14 protein-coding genes and 1 pseudogene are annotated in these 15,344 nt (G+C 71.7%); 11 read left to right on the top strand and 4 right to left on the bottom strand.

What is annotated here, in order from left to right:
• Window positions 1–35 precede the first annotated feature (35 nt).
• Complete coding sequence (locus ACZ7OU_RS12150) at window positions 36–1,391, top strand: M20 family metallopeptidase (RefSeq protein WP_470255087.1); 1,356 nt, start codon at window positions 36–38, stop codon at window positions 1,389–1,391.
• Here the strand turns inward: ACZ7OU_RS12150 and ACZ7OU_RS12145 are convergent.
• Both ACZ7OU_RS12145 and exaC read right to left on the bottom strand, forming a co-directional pair.
• Window positions 1,360–1,728, bottom strand: coding sequence for a DUF779 domain-containing protein (locus tag ACZ7OU_RS12145; RefSeq protein ID WP_470255086.1), 369 nt, complete (start codon window positions 1,726–1,728; stop codon window positions 1,360–1,362). The two genes, ACZ7OU_RS12150 and ACZ7OU_RS12145, sit on opposite strands and share 32 nt — an antisense overlap.
• The gene (gene exaC / locus ACZ7OU_RS12140) at window positions 1,728–3,251 is read right to left on the bottom strand and encodes an acetaldehyde dehydrogenase ExaC (protein ID WP_470241915.1); all 1,524 of its coding nucleotides are present in this window, start codon (window positions 3,249–3,251) and stop codon (window positions 1,728–1,730) included. The genes ACZ7OU_RS12145 and exaC overlap by 1 nt, the downstream gene beginning before the upstream one ends.
• A gap of 111 nt (window positions 3,252–3,362) precedes the next feature.
• Here exaC and ACZ7OU_RS12135 point away from each other — a divergent pair, with 111 nt between their 5' ends.
• Window positions 3,363–4,835, top strand: coding sequence for a helix-turn-helix domain-containing protein (locus ACZ7OU_RS12135; RefSeq protein WP_470241916.1), 1,473 nt, complete (start codon window positions 3,363–3,365; stop codon window positions 4,833–4,835).
• Between the two features lie 4 nt (window positions 4,836–4,839).
• Here ACZ7OU_RS12135 and ACZ7OU_RS12130 read toward each other — a convergent pair whose 3' ends face one another.
• Complete coding sequence (locus tag ACZ7OU_RS12130) at window positions 4,840–5,265, bottom strand: YybH family protein (RefSeq protein ID WP_470255085.1); 426 nt, start codon at window positions 5,263–5,265, stop codon at window positions 4,840–4,842.
• A 110-nt stretch (window positions 5,266–5,375) separates the two neighbouring features.
• Here ACZ7OU_RS12130 and ACZ7OU_RS12125 point away from each other — a divergent pair, with 110 nt between their 5' ends.
• The 9 genes and pseudogenes from ACZ7OU_RS12125 to ACZ7OU_RS12085 all read left to right on the top strand — a co-directional run bounded on the left by ACZ7OU_RS12125 (window position 5,376) and on the right by ACZ7OU_RS12085 (window position 13,278).
• On the top strand, window positions 5,376–6,173 hold the full coding sequence (locus ACZ7OU_RS12125; protein ID WP_470255084.1) for an SGNH/GDSL hydrolase family protein: 798 nt from the start codon (window positions 5,376–5,378) through the stop codon (window positions 6,171–6,173).
• Window positions 6,152–6,709: a TetR/AcrR family transcriptional regulator gene (locus tag ACZ7OU_RS12120; RefSeq protein ID WP_470255083.1), complete on the top strand. Its 558-nt coding sequence runs from the start codon at window positions 6,152–6,154 to the stop codon at window positions 6,707–6,709. The genes ACZ7OU_RS12125 and ACZ7OU_RS12120 overlap by 22 nt, the downstream gene beginning before the upstream one ends.
• A 226-nt stretch (window positions 6,710–6,935) precedes the next feature.
• Window positions 6,936–8,063 carry a sensor histidine kinase gene (locus ACZ7OU_RS12115; protein ID WP_470255082.1) on the top strand — a complete coding sequence of 376 codons (1,128 nt, stop codon included), beginning with the start codon at window positions 6,936–6,938 and terminating at the stop codon, window positions 8,061–8,063.
• Window positions 8,060–8,741, top strand: a pseudogene (locus tag ACZ7OU_RS12110) (response regulator). Before ACZ7OU_RS12115 ends, ACZ7OU_RS12110 begins: the two are co-directional and overlap by 4 nt.
• Window positions 8,742–8,758: 17 nt before the next feature.
• Window positions 8,759–9,478, top strand: a complete 720-nt coding sequence (locus ACZ7OU_RS12105; RefSeq protein ID WP_470255081.1) for a DUF2786 domain-containing protein — start codon at window positions 8,759–8,761, stop codon at window positions 9,476–9,478.
• Window positions 9,479–9,534: 56 nt separating this feature from the next.
• Window positions 9,535–9,876 (top strand): ArsR/SmtB family transcription factor, encoded by a 342-nt coding sequence (locus ACZ7OU_RS12100; RefSeq protein ID WP_470241923.1) that lies wholly within the window; start codon window positions 9,535–9,537, stop codon window positions 9,874–9,876.
• On the top strand, window positions 9,873–10,121 hold the full coding sequence (locus ACZ7OU_RS12095; RefSeq protein ID WP_470241924.1) for a hypothetical protein: 249 nt from the start codon (window positions 9,873–9,875) through the stop codon (window positions 10,119–10,121). The genes ACZ7OU_RS12100 and ACZ7OU_RS12095 overlap by 4 nt, the downstream gene beginning before the upstream one ends.
• Window positions 10,122–10,233: 112 nt before the next feature.
• Window positions 10,234–12,348, top strand: coding sequence for an MMPL family transporter (locus tag ACZ7OU_RS12090; RefSeq protein ID WP_470255080.1), 2,115 nt, complete (start codon window positions 10,234–10,236; stop codon window positions 12,346–12,348).
• Window positions 12,349–12,387: 39 nt separating this feature from the next.
• Window positions 12,388–13,278, top strand: a complete 891-nt coding sequence (locus tag ACZ7OU_RS12085; RefSeq protein WP_470255079.1) for a DMT family transporter — start codon at window positions 12,388–12,390, stop codon at window positions 13,276–13,278.
• Here ACZ7OU_RS12085 and ACZ7OU_RS12080 read toward each other — a convergent pair.
• Window positions 13,227–15,344, bottom strand: a complete 2,118-nt coding sequence (locus ACZ7OU_RS12080) for a putative bifunctional diguanylate cyclase/phosphodiesterase (protein WP_470255078.1) — start codon at window positions 15,342–15,344, stop codon at window positions 13,227–13,229. The genes ACZ7OU_RS12085 and ACZ7OU_RS12080 overlap by 52 nt on opposite strands.

Below are 15,344 nucleotides of genomic sequence, written 5' to 3'. Positions count from 1 at the left end.
CGTTCGTATTGTTTTCTGCCTCTAGAGTGGCGATCATGGAGCTTCTCGACCAGGCCCGCGCCCACGTCGACTCCGGCGCCTTCTTCACCGAACTGGCCCGGCTCGTCGCCTACCCCACGGTCAGCGACGCACCCGAAGGCCGCGCCGCGATCCAGGCCTACCTCGACGAGGTCCTGACGCCCGCGTTGACCGCGCTCGGCTGCGCCGTCACCCAGCACCCCAACCCCGACCCGGCGGGCGGCCCGTTCCTGGTCGGAGTCCGCACGGAAGGAGAAGACGTCCCGACGCTGCTCTGCTACGGCCACGCCGACGTCGTCGGGGAAGCCGGCGAGTGGAGCGACGGACTGGCCCCGTGGACGCTGACCGCGGACGGCGACCGCTGGTACGGCCGCGGCACCGCCGACAACAAGGGCCAGCACCTGATCAACCTGACGGCGTTGCGGCTCCTCCTCGAAGCGCGCGGCAAGCTCGGCTTCAACCTGAAGTTCCTCTTCGAGACCGGCGAGGAGATCGGCTCACCCGGGCTCACCGAGTTCGCCGAGCAGGAGCGGGACCTGCTGGCGGCCGACGTCCTGATCGCCTCCGACGGCCCGCGCCTCGACGCGGCGACGCCGACGCTGTTCCTCGGCGCTCGTGGCGGAATCCGGATCGACCTGGACGTCGACCTGCGCCCGGGCGGCGCCCACTCCGGCAACTGGGGCGGCATCCTGCGCAACCCGGCCACGACGCTGGCCGCGGCGATCGCGAGCCTCGTCGACGGCCACGGCCGCATCCAGGTGCCCGCGCTGCTGCCGCCGGAGCTGCCGGAGTCCGTCCGCGAAGCGCTGGCCGACGTCGTCGTCGACGCGCCGGACGAAAGCTGGGGCGATCAACGGCTGAGCCCCGCCGAGCGGCTCTACGGCTGGAACACCCTGGAGGTGCTGGCCCTCGACGCCGGGAACGCCGACCGCCCGGTCAACGCCATCCCCGGCCGCGCCCGCGCGGTGCTGCAGCTGCGGTACGTCGCGGGCACCGACGTCGAACGCGTCGCGCCCGCCATCCGCGAACACCTTGCCGCGCAAGGGTTCCCGATGATCGAGGTGACTACCGAAGCCAGCTTCAAAGCCAGCCGCACGCCGGCCGAAGACCCGTGGGTGGCCTGGGCCCGCGAAGCACTGGCCAAGGCCGGAAAGCCGGTCGCGCTGCTGCCCAGCTTCGGCGGCGGCCTGCCCAACCACGTCTTCACCGACGTGCTCGGGCTGGCGACGCTGTGGCTGCCGCACTCCTACCCGGGGTGCAAACAGCACGCGCCGGACGAGCACCTGCTCTCCTCGATCGCCCGAGAAGGGCTGGTGCTCGCCACGGCGTTGTTCGACTCCTTCAGTTCAGCGCCGCCGACTCTTCGTCGGTGAGCAGCCGGGAGCGGATCAGGAAGCGCACGCCTTCGGGCGCCTCCAGGGAAAATCCGCTCCCGCGACCCGGCACGACGTCGATCGTCAGGTGCGTGTGCTTCCAGTACTCGAACTGCGGCCCGGACATCCAGACCGGCACGTCGGCGATGCCCTCGACCTCCAGCGAGCCGAGGTGCACGTCCGACGCGCCGGTCTTGAACTCGCCGTCCGGGTAACACATCGGGGCACTGCCGTCGCAGCACCCGCCGGACTGGTGGAACATCACCGGCCCGTGGAGTGACACCAGCTGCCGCAGGAGGTCCGCGGCAGCCGGTGTCAGGTCTACGCGCTCGGTCATCAGAAGAATCCGAGCGCCTGGTCGGAGTAGGAGACGAGCATGTTCTTCGTCTGCTGGTAGTGGTCCAGCATCATCTTGTGGTTCTCGCGGCCGATGCCGGACGCCTTGTAGCCGCCGAAGGCCGCGTGCGCCGGGTAGGCGTGGTAGTTGTTCACCCAGACGCGGCCGGCCTGGATGTCGCGGCCCGCGCGGTAGGCGGTGTTGCCGTCCCGCGACCAGACGCCGGCGCCGAGGCCGTACAGCGTGTCGTTGGCGATCTTGACCGCGTCGGCGTAGTCGTCGAACTTCGCCACCGACACGACCGGGCCGAAGATCTCCTCCTGGAAGATCCGCATCTTGTTGTCACCGGCGAACACGGTCGGCTCGACGTAGTAGCCGCCGGACAGGTCGCCGCCGAGGTCGCTGCGGACGCCGCCGGTGAGGATCTCGGCGCCTTCCTGCTTGCCGATGTCGATGTAGGACAGGATCTTCTCGAGCTGGTCGTTCGAGGCCTGGGCGCCGATCATCGTGTCGGTGTCGAGCGGGTTGCCCTGCTTGATCTTGCGGACGCGCTCGACGCCGTCGCCGAGGAACTTGTCGTAGATGCCCGACTGGATCAGCGCCCGCGACGGGCAGGTGCAGACCTCGCCCTGGTTCAGCGCGAAGAGCGCGAAGCCCTCCTGCGCCTTGTTGTAGAAATCGTCGTTCCGCGCGGCGACGTCGTCGAAGAAGATGTTCGGGCTCTTGCCGCCCAGCTCGACGGTCACCGGGATGATGTTCTCGCTGGCGTACTGCAGGATCAGCCGGCCGGTCGTGGTCTCGCCGGTGAAGGCGACCTTGCGCACGCGGCTGCTCGACGCCAGCGGCTTGCCGGCCTCGACGCCGAAGCCGTTGACGATGTTGAGCACGCCCGGCGGGATGAGGTCGCCGATGATCGAGAGCAGCACGTGGATCGACGCCGGGGTCTGCTCGGCCGGCTTGAGCACGATCGCGTTGCCCGCGGCCAGCGCCGGGGCCAGCTTCCAGACCGCCATCAGGATCGGGAAGTTCCACGGGATGATCTGCGCGACCACGCCGAGGGGCTCGTGGAAGTGGTAGGCGACGGTGTTCTCGTCGATCTGCGAGATGCCGCCCTCCTGGGCGCGCAGGGCGCCGGCGAAGTAGCGGAAGTGATCGATGGCCAGCGGGATGTCGGCGGCGAGCGTCTCGCGGACGGCCTTGCCGTTCTCCCAGGCCTCGGCGACCGCGATCTTCTCGAGGTTCTGCTCCATCCGGTCGGCGATCTTGAGCAGGATCCCGGCGCGCTCCTCGGCCGAGGTCTTGCCCCAGGCCGGGGCCGCGCCCCAGGCCGCGTCCAGTGCCTTCTCGACGTCGGGGGCGGTGCCGCGGGCGATCTCGCAGAAGGTCTTCCCGGTGACGGGGGTCGGGTTCTCGAAGTACTGGCCGCCGGCCGGCGGGACGTACTCGCCGCCGATGTAGTGGTCGTAGCGTGATTCGAAGCTGACGACACTGCCTTCGGTGTTCGGTGCGGCGTACTGGACCATCTTCCCTGCCTCGTTGCTCGGAGTGACGGTGTGCTGGTGGCGGCGAACGTAAGCCGGGCAACGTTGCACGCGCGTTGCAAGCCTGTGAGCTGGCTCTCTACGCTGGTGGACGTGGCAGAGGCGCCCGAACCGGAGCTGCTGCGCGACCCCGAGTCGTACGCGCGGCTGCTGGAGCACGTCCGCGAAGCGGTGCTCCAGGGCGTTCCCGGGCCCCGGTCGCCACGCTCGGTCGTCTCCGACTCGTGGAACCGCTCGCTCGCCGCGCGCGTCGACCCGGACGAGGGCGAGGCGCCGTTCGTCTTCGACACCGACGCCCTCGCTTCGCTCCGTGAAGCCCATCCGCTGGCGCCGGTACTGCCGGTGCTGCGGCAGATGCTGGTGAGCATCGCCGACGACGCCGAGCACGTGATGATCGTGACCGACGCCGACGGCCTGATCCTGTGGCGCGAGGGCGAAACGGCCCAGCTCCTGCGCGGCGACCGCGTCGGCCTCACCGAAGGCACGCGCTGGAGCGAGGCGGCGATCGGCACGAACGCCATGGGCACGGCCCTGGCCACCGGCGAACCGGTGCAGATCTACTCGGCCGAGCACCTGGTCCGGCGCTACCACACGTGGACGTGCGCGGCGGCGCCCGTGCGCGACCCCGAGACCGGCGTCCTGCTCGGCTCCATCGACGTCAGCGGGCCGCTGCGCACGGTCCACCCGGCGATGATCTCCCTGGTCACGGCCACGGCGCAGCTCGCCGAAGGCCAGCTGCGCGCCCACCTCGCGGTCCGCGACGAGCGACTGCGGCGTGCCAACATGCCGCACCTGGAAGCCCTGCGCGGACGCCCCGGCGCCCTGCTCTCGGCCGGCGGGCGGGTGCTGGCGGCCCAGGCGTGCCTGCTGCCGTCCACAGTGGACGTCCGGCGCGGCGGCGGGACGGTCGCCCTGCCCGACGGCCGCCTCGCCACGGTGGAGCCCCTGGCGGAGGGCTACCTGCTCCGGCTCGCGTCCGGCGGCGTCGGGCAGCGCTCCCGCCTGCGCCTCGGCTACCTGTCCGACGGCGCGCACTCGACCACAGTGGACGGTCGCGAGGTGCCGATGACGTTGCGCCATGCGGAAATCCTGACGCTGCTGGCCCTGCACCCGAACGGCCTCTCCGCGGAACGGCTGGCGCTGCAGCTCTACGGCGAGACGGGCAACCCGGTGACGGTCCGCGCGGAGATCCACCGCCTGCGCTCCCAGCTGGGCGCGACGGTGGTGCAGACGCGTCCGTACCGCCTGGCGGCCGACGTCGACGCGGACTTCGCCCGGGCGCGGACGGCGTTGCGCGGCGGTTCGCCGTCCGACGTCCTGCGCGTCTTCCGCGGACCGCTGCTGCCGGAGTCGGAAGCGCCCGCGATCCGCGAAGAGCGCGAGTCCCTCACGGCCCAAGTGCGTCAGGTGGCGTTGAACAGCGGCGACCCGGGCGTGCTGTGGTCGTTCTGGGAGACGGCGTGCGGGGTGGACGACTTCGCGGTGCTCGACGCCCTGCTCAAGACGCTCCCGGCGGCCGACCCGCGGCGGGCCGCCGTCTCGGCCCACCGCGCCCGGCTCGCCTGAGGCGTCAGGGCTCGAGGCCGGTCACGCCCCGGCCGGTCGCCATGTCGAACGGCACCGACGCCTGGTCGTGGACGATGACCCAGCCGTCCTCCCGCTTCCGCAGGACGAACGTGGCGCGGACCCACATCCCGTCGACCGCCGTCCCGTCGCGCAGGGTGCCGCTGACCCGGCCGAAGCCGTGCCCGACGGCCAGGTCGGCGCTCAGGATGAGCGTGAGGTCGCGCAGCTCGTAGTCCACCTCTTCGAAGAGGGTGAAGACCTTGGCCCAGTTCTTCAGCTTCGCGTCGATCCCGACGTGCTGCAGCGGCGGCTCGACGTCGAAGGACACGACGTCGTCGGCGTAGACCCGCCTGAGCGCGTCGAGGTCCTTGGCTCGCAGTCCTTCGACGATCTTGCCGATGTGCTGCCTGACTTCCGATTCGTGCGTCATGCCAGTACGACGGAGTGCCCCGCCGGATTGTGACGACCCGATGTAGACAGCGTCTACACAAGTTTGATAGACAGTGTCTACAAGGTGAACCACGGGTTACGGAGATCGGAATGAACTACCACCGTTTCGTCGTCCTCGGCGACAGCTGCGCCGAAGGTCTCGACGACCCGTACCCGGACCAGCGGGCCTACCGGGGCTGGGCGGACTTCGTCGCCGCCCGGCTCGCCCAGGACGAGCCCGGCTTCCGGTACGCCAACCTGGCCGTCCGCGGCCGGCGACTCGACCAGATCGTCCCCGAGCAGGTCCCCGCCGCCACCCGGCTCGAGCCCGACCTCGTCGCGCTCTTCGGCGGCGGCAACGACGTCATGAGCCGCGGCTGGGACGCGCGGACCGTCGCCCGGCGGGTCGACGCCGCCATCCGGGCCTGCACCGAGATCTCGCCGGTCGTCGTCACCTTCACCCTAAGCGACATCTCCCACCGGATGCCGCTCGGGCACCGGATGCGGCCGCGGATCGTCGCGCTCAACGAAGCCATCCGCGAGGCCGCCGTCAGCTACGGCGCACTGCTCATCGACCTCTGGCCCGACCAGGCCGTCACCGACTCGCGGTACTTCGGCGCCGACCGGCTCCACCTCTCCGCGCACGGCCACCGCCGGCTCGCCGCCTACGTCCTCGGCCTGCTCGGTGTCAGCCACGATCCGGCGTGGCTCGATCCGCTGCCCGGCGTCGCGGCCCCGGCCGGCTGGCGTGCCGACGCGCACTGGCTGCTGCGCGAGGTCCTGCCGGTCGCCGTGACGCGCACGCGCAACCGGATGATCGGCCGCCAGCCCGGCGACGGCTTCTTCCCGAAGCGCCCGGACCTGCTCCCCATGACCCGGGACGAGGCATGGGCACCCGGCAACGCCTGATCGACACCGCGTCCGAGCTGCTGGCCGGCGAAGGCGTCGACGCGGTGACGCTGCGCGGGATCGCGAAGGCCGCCGGCGTGTCGCACGGCGCCCCGCTGCGGCACTTCTCCGGCCGCGCCGAACTGCTGTCCGCCGTGGCGACGCGCGGGTACGCCGACCTACTCTCCCGCCGGGAGACGCTGCCGGGGAACTCGCCGCGGGAGCGGCTGACCGCCGCCTGTCACAGCTACCTGGACTTCGCGCTGACCAACCCGGCGATGTTCGAGCTGATGTTCCGCCGCGACCTGGTCGACGCGGACGACCCGGCGCTGTCGGCGGCGGCGAGCGCGGTGTTCGACACCTTCGCCGTGCTGGTGGCGGCGGTGCCGACGCCGATCGCGCGGTCGGGCGCCGACCTGCGGCTGGTCGCGGCGTCACTGTGGGCGGCGTTGCACGGCCTCGCGCAGCTGTGGCTGTGGGGCGGGCTGGCCGGGGCGAGCTTCGCGCCGTCGCCGGAGTCGGCGCTGGCCGTCACGCTCGACGCGTACCTGAACTGAGCGCCCGACATCACCGCGGGCACACCGCTACTGAGCGCCCGGCGAAGAGGGCGCACCAAAGCCCTCCCCCTTGCCTTGGGTTGGGACCCCCTCTCCACCGAGCCGGGCGAGGTTAGCGATGAGTGACCACGCAGCGGAAGCAACCGGCGACGCAGTGCTGGGTAAACCTTGGCGGTACTCCTCGGGGTCCGCCTACCGCGAAAGATCGACCAGGTAGCTTCGCAGCGTGCCGGGACTCCTTCGCGCGCGGCCGCTGCTCGCCGACACCGTGCTCGCGGTCGTCGTCGCGGCGTACCAGCTCATCGGCGCGACCGACCTCGGCGGGCACTTCGGCGACCACGCGCGGCCGCTCGGCCTGGTCCTCGCCGCCGTGAGCGCGCTGCCCCTCGCGCTGCGCCGGCGGTTCCCGATCCCGGCGCTGGTGGCGTGCGTCGTCCTGATGGGACTGTTCTACGGCCTCGGCTTCCGGTCGCAGCTCGGCCAGCTCAGCGTGGTCGTGGCCGCGTACACGGTGTGGGCGCACTGCCGGTACCGGGACGCGCTGCTCGTGACGGTCCTCGGCCTGGCCGCCTACGAGACGTCGATGCTGTTCGGCAGCCCGGTCTCCCCGGTCGGCGACTCGCTCCTGGCGCTGCTGCTCGCCACCGGGATCGCGGCGATCGGGCGCGCCGCCTACGTGCGCGGCCACCGCCTGCGCGACGCCGAGGAGACCCTCGCCGAGGAACGCGTCCGGATCGCGCACGAGCTGCACGACGTCGTCTCGCACCACCTTTCGGTGATCGCGGTGCAGGCCAACCTCGCGCGGTACGTCTTCGAGTCGGCGCCGGACACCGCGCGGACGGCGCTGGACACGATCACCGGCACGACGACCGAAGCGCTCGACGAGCTGCGACGCCTCCTGAGCGTCCTTCGCCCGCCGCAGCACGTGCCGGCGGAGTACCGGCCGCAGCCCGGGCTCGCCGACCTGGACGCGCTCGCCGCGCGGGTCCGCGACGCCGGGATCCCGGTCGAGGTGACCATCACCGGCTCGCCGCGTCCACTGCCGCCGGGCCAGCAGCTGTGCGCGTTCCGCGTCGCGCAGGAGGCGCTGACGAACGTGCTCAAGCACGCCGGTTCCCCGGCTTCGCTGGCGCTCGAGTACCGGCCGGCCGAGCTGGTGCTCAGCGTGACGGACGCGGGCGGGCGCGCGGTCGTGCCGAACCCGGCCGGGCACGGGCTGGTCGGCATGCGCGAACGCGCCCGGATGTACGGTGGCGTGATCGAGATCGGTCCCCGTGACCCGGCCGGGTTCGCCGTCGTGCTGACCCTGCCCTACCCCGGCCGCCCGTCGCCCGAACCGCAGGAGCCCGAGTGACCAGCGTGCTGGTGGTCGACGACCAGGACCTCGTCCGCGCCGGATTCGCCGCACTGCTCGGCGCGGTGCCGGGCATCGACGTCATCGGCGAAGCAAGCGACGGCCTCGAAGCCGTCTCGAAGGCGGCGGCACTGCGTCCCGACGTCGTCCTGATGGATATCCGGCTGCCCGCGCTGGACGGCGTCCGGGCGACCGAGCGGATCCTCGCGTCGGCGTCGCCGCGGCCCAGCGTGATCATGCTGACGGTGTTCGACCTCGACGAGTACGTCTACGCGGCGTTGCGCGCCGGCGCGTCGGGCTTCCTGCTCAAGGACAGCCCGCCGGCGACGCTGGTCGCGGGGCATCCACGCGGCCGCCCGCGGCGACATGCTGTTCGGCCCGACGATCACCCGCCGGCTGGTGGAGGCGTTCACCGCGGCGGCGCCCGCCACCGCACCGGAGCTGCCGGGACTGACCGACCGCGAGCGGCAGGTGCTGCGGTCCGTCGGCACGGGCGCGACGAACGGCGCCATCGCGGCCGAGCTGGGCGTCAGCGAGGCGACGGTGAAGACGCACCTCAACCGCCTGATGGCGAAGCTGGGCATCTCGAGCCGGGCGCAGGCGGTGGTCGTGGCGTACGAAACCGGGCTGGTGTCGCCGGGCGACACGCGCACCCGGTGCGCGCGTCCGAACACCTGATCGAATACCCTGCCTCCATGACCGAGTCAGACCCGCAGCTCGAGCGCATCCGCAAGCTGCTGGCCAAGGCCGAGGACCCGGCGGTCACCGAGGCGGAGGCCGAGGCCTACAACACGAAGGCCGCCGAGCTGGTCGCGCGCTACGGGATCGACCAGGCGATGCTGGCCGCGTCCGGGGCGAGCTCGGACGAGATCGGCACGCTGAAGATCCCGATGAACGATCCTTACAGCCGTGACAAGGCGAGCCTGCTGACCTCGGTCGCCTACCCGCTGCGCTGCCGGACGCTGCTGCACCGGTTCGGCCAGAAGGTCGACAGCGTCACCGTGTTCGGCTACCGCTCCGACCTCGGCCGGGTCGAGCTGCTGTTCACCAGCTTGCTGCTGCAGGCGAGCACGCAGCTGACGCGCGTCCGACCGGACGGTTTCTTCCCCGGCGAGTCCCTCGCCGCCTACCGCCGCACGTGGCTGCACGGGTTCGCCCGCGCGGTGCACGAGCGGCTGTCCCACGCGGAGCAGGAAGCGGTCCGCACGGCGGCACCGGGCGCGCGGTCGGCGGAGCTGGTGGTCCGCGACCGAGCACAGCTGGTGCAGCACGCGTTCGACTCCGAGTACGGCGACCTGCGCTCGGCCGCACCCCGGCGGCTGTCCGGCAGCGGCTACCTCGACGGCCACGACGCCGGCACGCGGGCGAACCTCGACCCGTCCGCGTTGACCCGGCGCCAGAAGGCCCTGCGCTAAGCCTCAGGGATCACCCCGATACCCCCTCACCTCACCACCTGCTAACTTTTGTTGGCATGTGGACCACGGGCGACGAGCTCCTGCGGCAGCTGGGCGCCCTCGGCAACCCGCACCGGCTGCGGATCGTCGCCGCCCTGCGCGTCGAACGCACCTACGTCAGCAAGCTCGCGCGTGAGCTGCGGATCAGCCGCGCGCTGCTGCAGGTCCACCTGCGCAAGCTCGAAGCCGCGGGCCTGGTCGAGGCCAGCTTCGAAGTCGGCGAAGACGGCAAAACACTGCGGTTCTACGAACTCACGCCGTTCTCCGTCGTGCTGACGCCGGAAACCATCGCGGCCGCCGTGCCGACACTGACCACACCGGAATCCGTCCAGGGGGACGGCCAGGAGGGACGGACATGAACTGGCACCAGTGGCAGGAGATCATCGGCGTGACCGGGGTCTTCGTCCTGATCACCGTCGTGCTGTCGATCGCGATCGTGCAGCTCGCCTCGACCTGGCGCGCGAAGGCCGCGCTCGCCCGCGAGGACGAATACCGGAGCCTCGCCGAGAAAGCCGTGCGATCCCAAGAGGAGACCGAACGGCAGCTCCGCGACGTCCAGGACCGCCTGCGGTCCATCGAGCACGTGCTCAAGGAGGTCGACTGACCTGAGGCCCTGGACCGCCGAGCGGCAACTCGGCGGCCCAGGAAGAAGAAGCACCCACTCGCCCGAGGGCGAGCTCTCATCGGATCACTCCTTCACGGAAGGACTTTAGTTCATGCTGCCCGCAACCACGCCCGTGGTCGAACGCGTCGCGCACTGGTCGACGCGCCACCGTGCCGCGGCGATCTTCGGCTGGCTGGTGCTCGTCGCGCTCGCGTGGGTCATCGGCACGTTCGCCCCCGGCACCGACGCGCGGTCGAGCCCGGCCGGCGACGCCGGAACCGGCCAAACCGTCCTCGACCGGCAATCCACGCGCGAACCGTTCTGGGAGAACGTCCTGGTACCACGGGATTCTCCAGCCGTCGCCGATTTGGTGACGACGTTGTCGGCGTCCGGCGCGGTCGCCGACATCCGCTCCCCGCTCGACGACCCGGCCCAGGTCTCCGCCGGCGGCCGGTCCGGCCTGGTCACCTTCCGGATCCTCGGTACCGGCCCGGAAGTCAAGCCGAACCTCGCGACGGCGACCGCGGCCGTCGACGCGGTGGCCGCCCGCCACCCGGACGCCCGGCTCGCGCAGGCCGGCGACCTCAGCGTGTCCGGCGCGGTCGACAAGAGCATCAAGGAGGACATCGGGCGGTCCGAGACGCGCTCGCTGCCGCTCACCCTGCTGATCCTGCTGGCCGTGTTCGGCTCGCTCGTCGCGGCGGCGATCCCGGTCCTGCTCGCGGGCACCACGGTGCTCGCGACGTTCGGGCTTCTGTCCGCAGTGGACAATGTGATTCCCGTCAACAGTGCCACTTCCTCGATGACCTTGCTGATCGGCATGGCCGTCGGCGTCGACTACTCGCTGTTCTTCCTCCGCCGCGTGCGGGAGGAACGCGCGCACGGCGTCGACGAGTCGATCCGGATCGCCGCTCGAACGTCCGGGCACGTGATCGTCGTGTCGGGACTGACCGTGGCGCTGTGCGTGACCGGGCTGCTGTTCACCGGGCTCGACAACCTCCGCGGCCTGACCGTGAGCACGATCCTCGTCGTCGGCCTCGCCGTGCTGGCGTCGGTGACCGTCCTTCCCGCGACGCTCTCGCTGCTCGGCACGCGCGTCGACCGTCTCCGGATCCCGTTGCTGGGCAAGCGTGGCACGCGCTCGCGGTTCTGGGCCGGCGTCGCCTCGATCGTGACGCGGCGGCCGAAGCTGTGGACCGGGATCGCCGCCGGGCTGCTGGTGTTGCTCGCGCTTCCCGCAGCCGGCATCCGGCTGCAGGACCCGGCGCTGACCGAGAGCCTGCCGCGCACGATCCCGGTGATCGACGCGGCCGCGCGCGTCCAGGAAGCGTTTCCCGGGGTGACGATGCCGGCGCACGTCGTGCTCTGGAGCGACCGGGGCCCGGCCGACACCCCCGCGGTCCGCCGGGCGATCGGCGAACTCACCGCCGGGACGCCGAAACCGACGGTCGTGGTTCCGGTGGACGACGCGCTCGTCGTGCGGATCCCGCTCGGCGGCACCGGGAACGACGAAGCAGCCGACCGGACGTTGACGACGTTGCGGGAAACCCTGCTGCCCCAGACGATCGGCCGTCTGGACGGCGTCCACTTCGCCGTCGCGGGCCGGACCGCGGAGGCCCACGACTTCACCGCGCAGGTGCTCGCGCGGGCGCCGTACGTCTTCGGGTTCATCCTGCTGCTCGCGTTCGTGCTGCTGCTGGTCGTGTTCCGCTCGGTCGCGGTGCCGGCGGTGTCGATCCTGCTCAACCTGCTCTCGGTCGGCGCCGCCTACGGCGTGCTCACGCTCGTGTTCCAAGACGGCTTTCTCGCACCGCTCCTGGGTTTCACGCCCTACGGCGGCGTGCTGGGCTGGCTGCCGATGTTCCTGTGCGTGCTGCTGTTCGGGCTGAGCACCGACTACCACGTCTTCATCCTCAGCCGGATCCGCGAACGACGGCGGGCAGGCAGTGACGCGCGAACAGCGATCGTCGAAGGCACCGCGCGCAGCTCCGGCGTCGTGACGAGCGCCGCGCTGATCATGACCGGCGTGTTCAGCATCTTCCTGAGCCTCGCGGCGATCGAGTACAAGATGCTCGGACTCGGCATGGCGGTCGCGATCCTGCTCGACGCGACGCTCGTGCGTGGCGTGCTGCTGCCCGCGGCGCTGGCCCTGTTCGGCGACCGGCTCTGGCGCACCGAAGCTGTAGCAGACCTTAAAGATCCCTCCAGAACTCTTCACTTGTCCTGACAGATCACTTTCGGCACGGTGGAGAGCGTGACTGGATGGGTGCGTATCGCCGTTCTGGCCCTGCTGTGGGGCTCGGGCTTCCTGTGGATCAAGCTGGCCCTGACCGGGCTGAGCCCCGTCCACCTCACGCTGATCCGCTGCGCGCTCGGCGCGTTGACGCTGCTGGCCATGGCCTTCGCGACCGGCCAGCGCCTGCCGCGCGACCGGCGGACGTGGGGCCGGCTGGTCGTCGCCGCGTTCTTCTGCAACGCCCTGCCGTTCGCGCTCTTCGGCATCGGCGAACGCACGGTGGACTCCGGCGTCGCGGGCGTCATGAACGCCACGACGCCGTTGTGGTCACTGCTGATCGGCGTCGCGCTCGGCACGGACCGCCGCCTCGGCCCGGCCCGGTTGCTCGGGCTGGGCCTCGGCTTCGCCGGCGTGCTGGTGATCTTCGCGCCGTGGCAGCAGGCGGGCCTGCTGAGCGGCGGCGCGCTCGCCCTGCTCGGTGCCGGCCTCAGCTACGCGATCGCGTTCGCTTACATGGCCCGGAAACTGCCGCCCGCCGGCGCACCGCTCGCGCTCTCGGCCGCCCAGCTGATGACGGCGACGGCGTTGACCGCGGGGGCCCTCCCCGCGTCCGGCGAGGCCCCGCACCTGAACCTGACCGCGGTCGTGGCGGTGACGATCCTCGGCGTCTTCGGGACCGGCATCACCTTCTACCTCAACTACCGGGTCCTCACCGACGAAGGCCCGACGGCCGCCGCGACCGTCGGCTACCTGCTCCCGGTGGTGTCGGTCGCCCTCGGCGCGCTCGTCCTCGGCGAACCGCTGACGCCGAGGGTCGTCGGCGGCATGGTGATCGTGCTGGCCGCGGTCGGCCTGACGCGCCGGCCGGCTCAGGCGAAGGCGCCGGCGAGCTCACCCGGCGGCCTCGCGACCCCGAAGTAGTCGCCCGTGCCCAGGTCCGCGCCGGCCGTGCTCCACCAGCTCGCCTGGTCTTCGGTGCGGATCCCGTCGACGACGAGCGTGGCGCCGACCTGGCGGACCAGCGGCACCAGCGCGCCCAGGAACGTCGACTCCGAGCGCGCCTGCCACTCCGCCAGCCGCCGGTCGACGCGGACGATGTCGACCGGCAGGTCCTCGACCGCCCGCAGGTCACCCGGCCCGAGCCCGAACTCGTCGAGCATGACGCGGACCCCGAGACCGGCGATCGTCGTGACGTTCTCGCGGACGCCGGACACCGGCAGCGCGCCGACCGGGACGCCGAGCGTCAGCTGTTCCGGCGGCAGGCCGGTGTCCGCGAGCAGCCGCGTCACGCGCGTGCCGAGGGCTTCGTCGGTCACCTGGCTCCCGGTGAGCCCGGCGACCACCGGCAGCCGGGAACCCGCGCGCTGCCGCCACCATTCACCCTGACTGCCGGCCGCGCGCAGCAGCCAGTTCCCGAGCGGCAGCACGAACCCGGTCGACTCGGCGAGCTCCGCGCAGCGTTCGTGCGCCAGCGGCCGCCCGTCCGGCCGGTCCCAGTGCAGGCGGGCCTCGAACCCGGCGACCTCGCCGTCGGCCAGCCGGGTCAGCGGCCGGTAGCGCACCCCGATCTCGCCGTTCTCCCAGGCGCCGGCCATGCCGACGGCCAGCGCCTGCGTCCGCCGGTCCTGGGCGTCGGCGTCCTGGTCGAACATCTTCCACTGACCGCGCCGGTGCGCCTTGGCCCGCCGCAGCGTCTGGTCGGCCGCGCGCAGCAGCTGCGCCGGGTCGATGCCCTTCGCCGGCCGGTGCACCACGCCCGCGCTGGCCGACAGCGCGAGCCCGTGGCCGTCGACGAAGAACGGCTCGGCGAGCTCGTCGTTGATCGCGCGCACGATGGAGTCGATGTCCGGCGTCTTCGCCGAGTTCTCGACGAGGATGCCGAACTCGTCGGCGTGGAACCGCGCGATCATGGACCGCTCGCGGGCCATGACGGCTTTGAGCCGCTGGGCGAAGTGCACCAGCAGCTGCTCGCCGACGCGGGTGCCGAGGCTGTTGCAGACCATGCCGAACGAGTCGAGGTCGACGTGGAAGAGGGTGACGCCGTACTCCGGGTCGGCGCGCCGCAGCGCCGCCTCGAGGTGGGTGCCGAAGTACTGGCGGTTCGGCAGGCCGGTCAGCACGTCGTGCAGGGCCTGGCGGCTCAGCTCACCCTGCAGCAGCATCAGCTCGGTGCCGTCCTCCACCACGAAGACGAAGTGGGCGGGCCGGTCTTCGGCGTCCCGCAGCAGCGACGCGGTGAGCGAAATGCGGGCGACGTCACCATCCTTGCGCAGCAGCCGCTGGGAGAGCCGGATCCGGTCGCGGCCGCCGTCGGCCAGCACCGCCAGCTCCTCGCGGAGGACCTCGGCGGTCTCCGGGTGCACGTGGTCGGCCAGCCGCGTCCCGGTCAGCTCGCCCGCCGGGTGCCCGAGCATCTCGGCCAGCGCGGCGTTCGCCCGCACGATCCGGCCGTCGAGCGCGACCAGCGCGACGCCGCTCGCGGACGACGTCACCACCTCGTCGAAGCGCGCTTCACTCTGCTTGAGGTTCCATTGCGCGTCTCGCACCGCCTTGAGCAGCGAGAGGTGCATGATCTCCTGCTGGTCGAGGACGCTGCGCTCGTGCGCCGTCAGAAAGCCGCAGGAGACCGCGCCCAGCGCCAGCACGATCCGTTCGGCGAAGCGGTCCACCGGCTGCAGTTCGGGCAGCCGCGGCAGGCCCTTCCCGAGGACTTCCAGGGTGCACCGCAATCCCGGCTCGCCGACGTAGCCGAGCCCGACCAGCCGCGCGCCGATCCGTTCGGCCGGCGCCGTGTCCGCGGACGTACCGCTCAACGACTCGACCAGCGTGTCGAGCATTCCCCGCAGTTCTCCGTCGAGCAGCTCCCGGCTCAGCGAAACGACGGTCACGCCGCTGAGCAGGTACGCCCATTTCCGGGCGAGCACGGTCCGCCCGCGTTCCGGGTCGGCGTTCGCCGGGTGCTCCGGCAGTTTTTCGATCATCGGCAT

The sequence above is a fragment of the Amycolatopsis sp. NPDC114505 genome, from assembly GCF_055633615.1.
The sequence above is the reverse complement of the archived record's forward strand: the minus strand, read 5'-3'. Positions and strand labels throughout refer to the sequence as shown.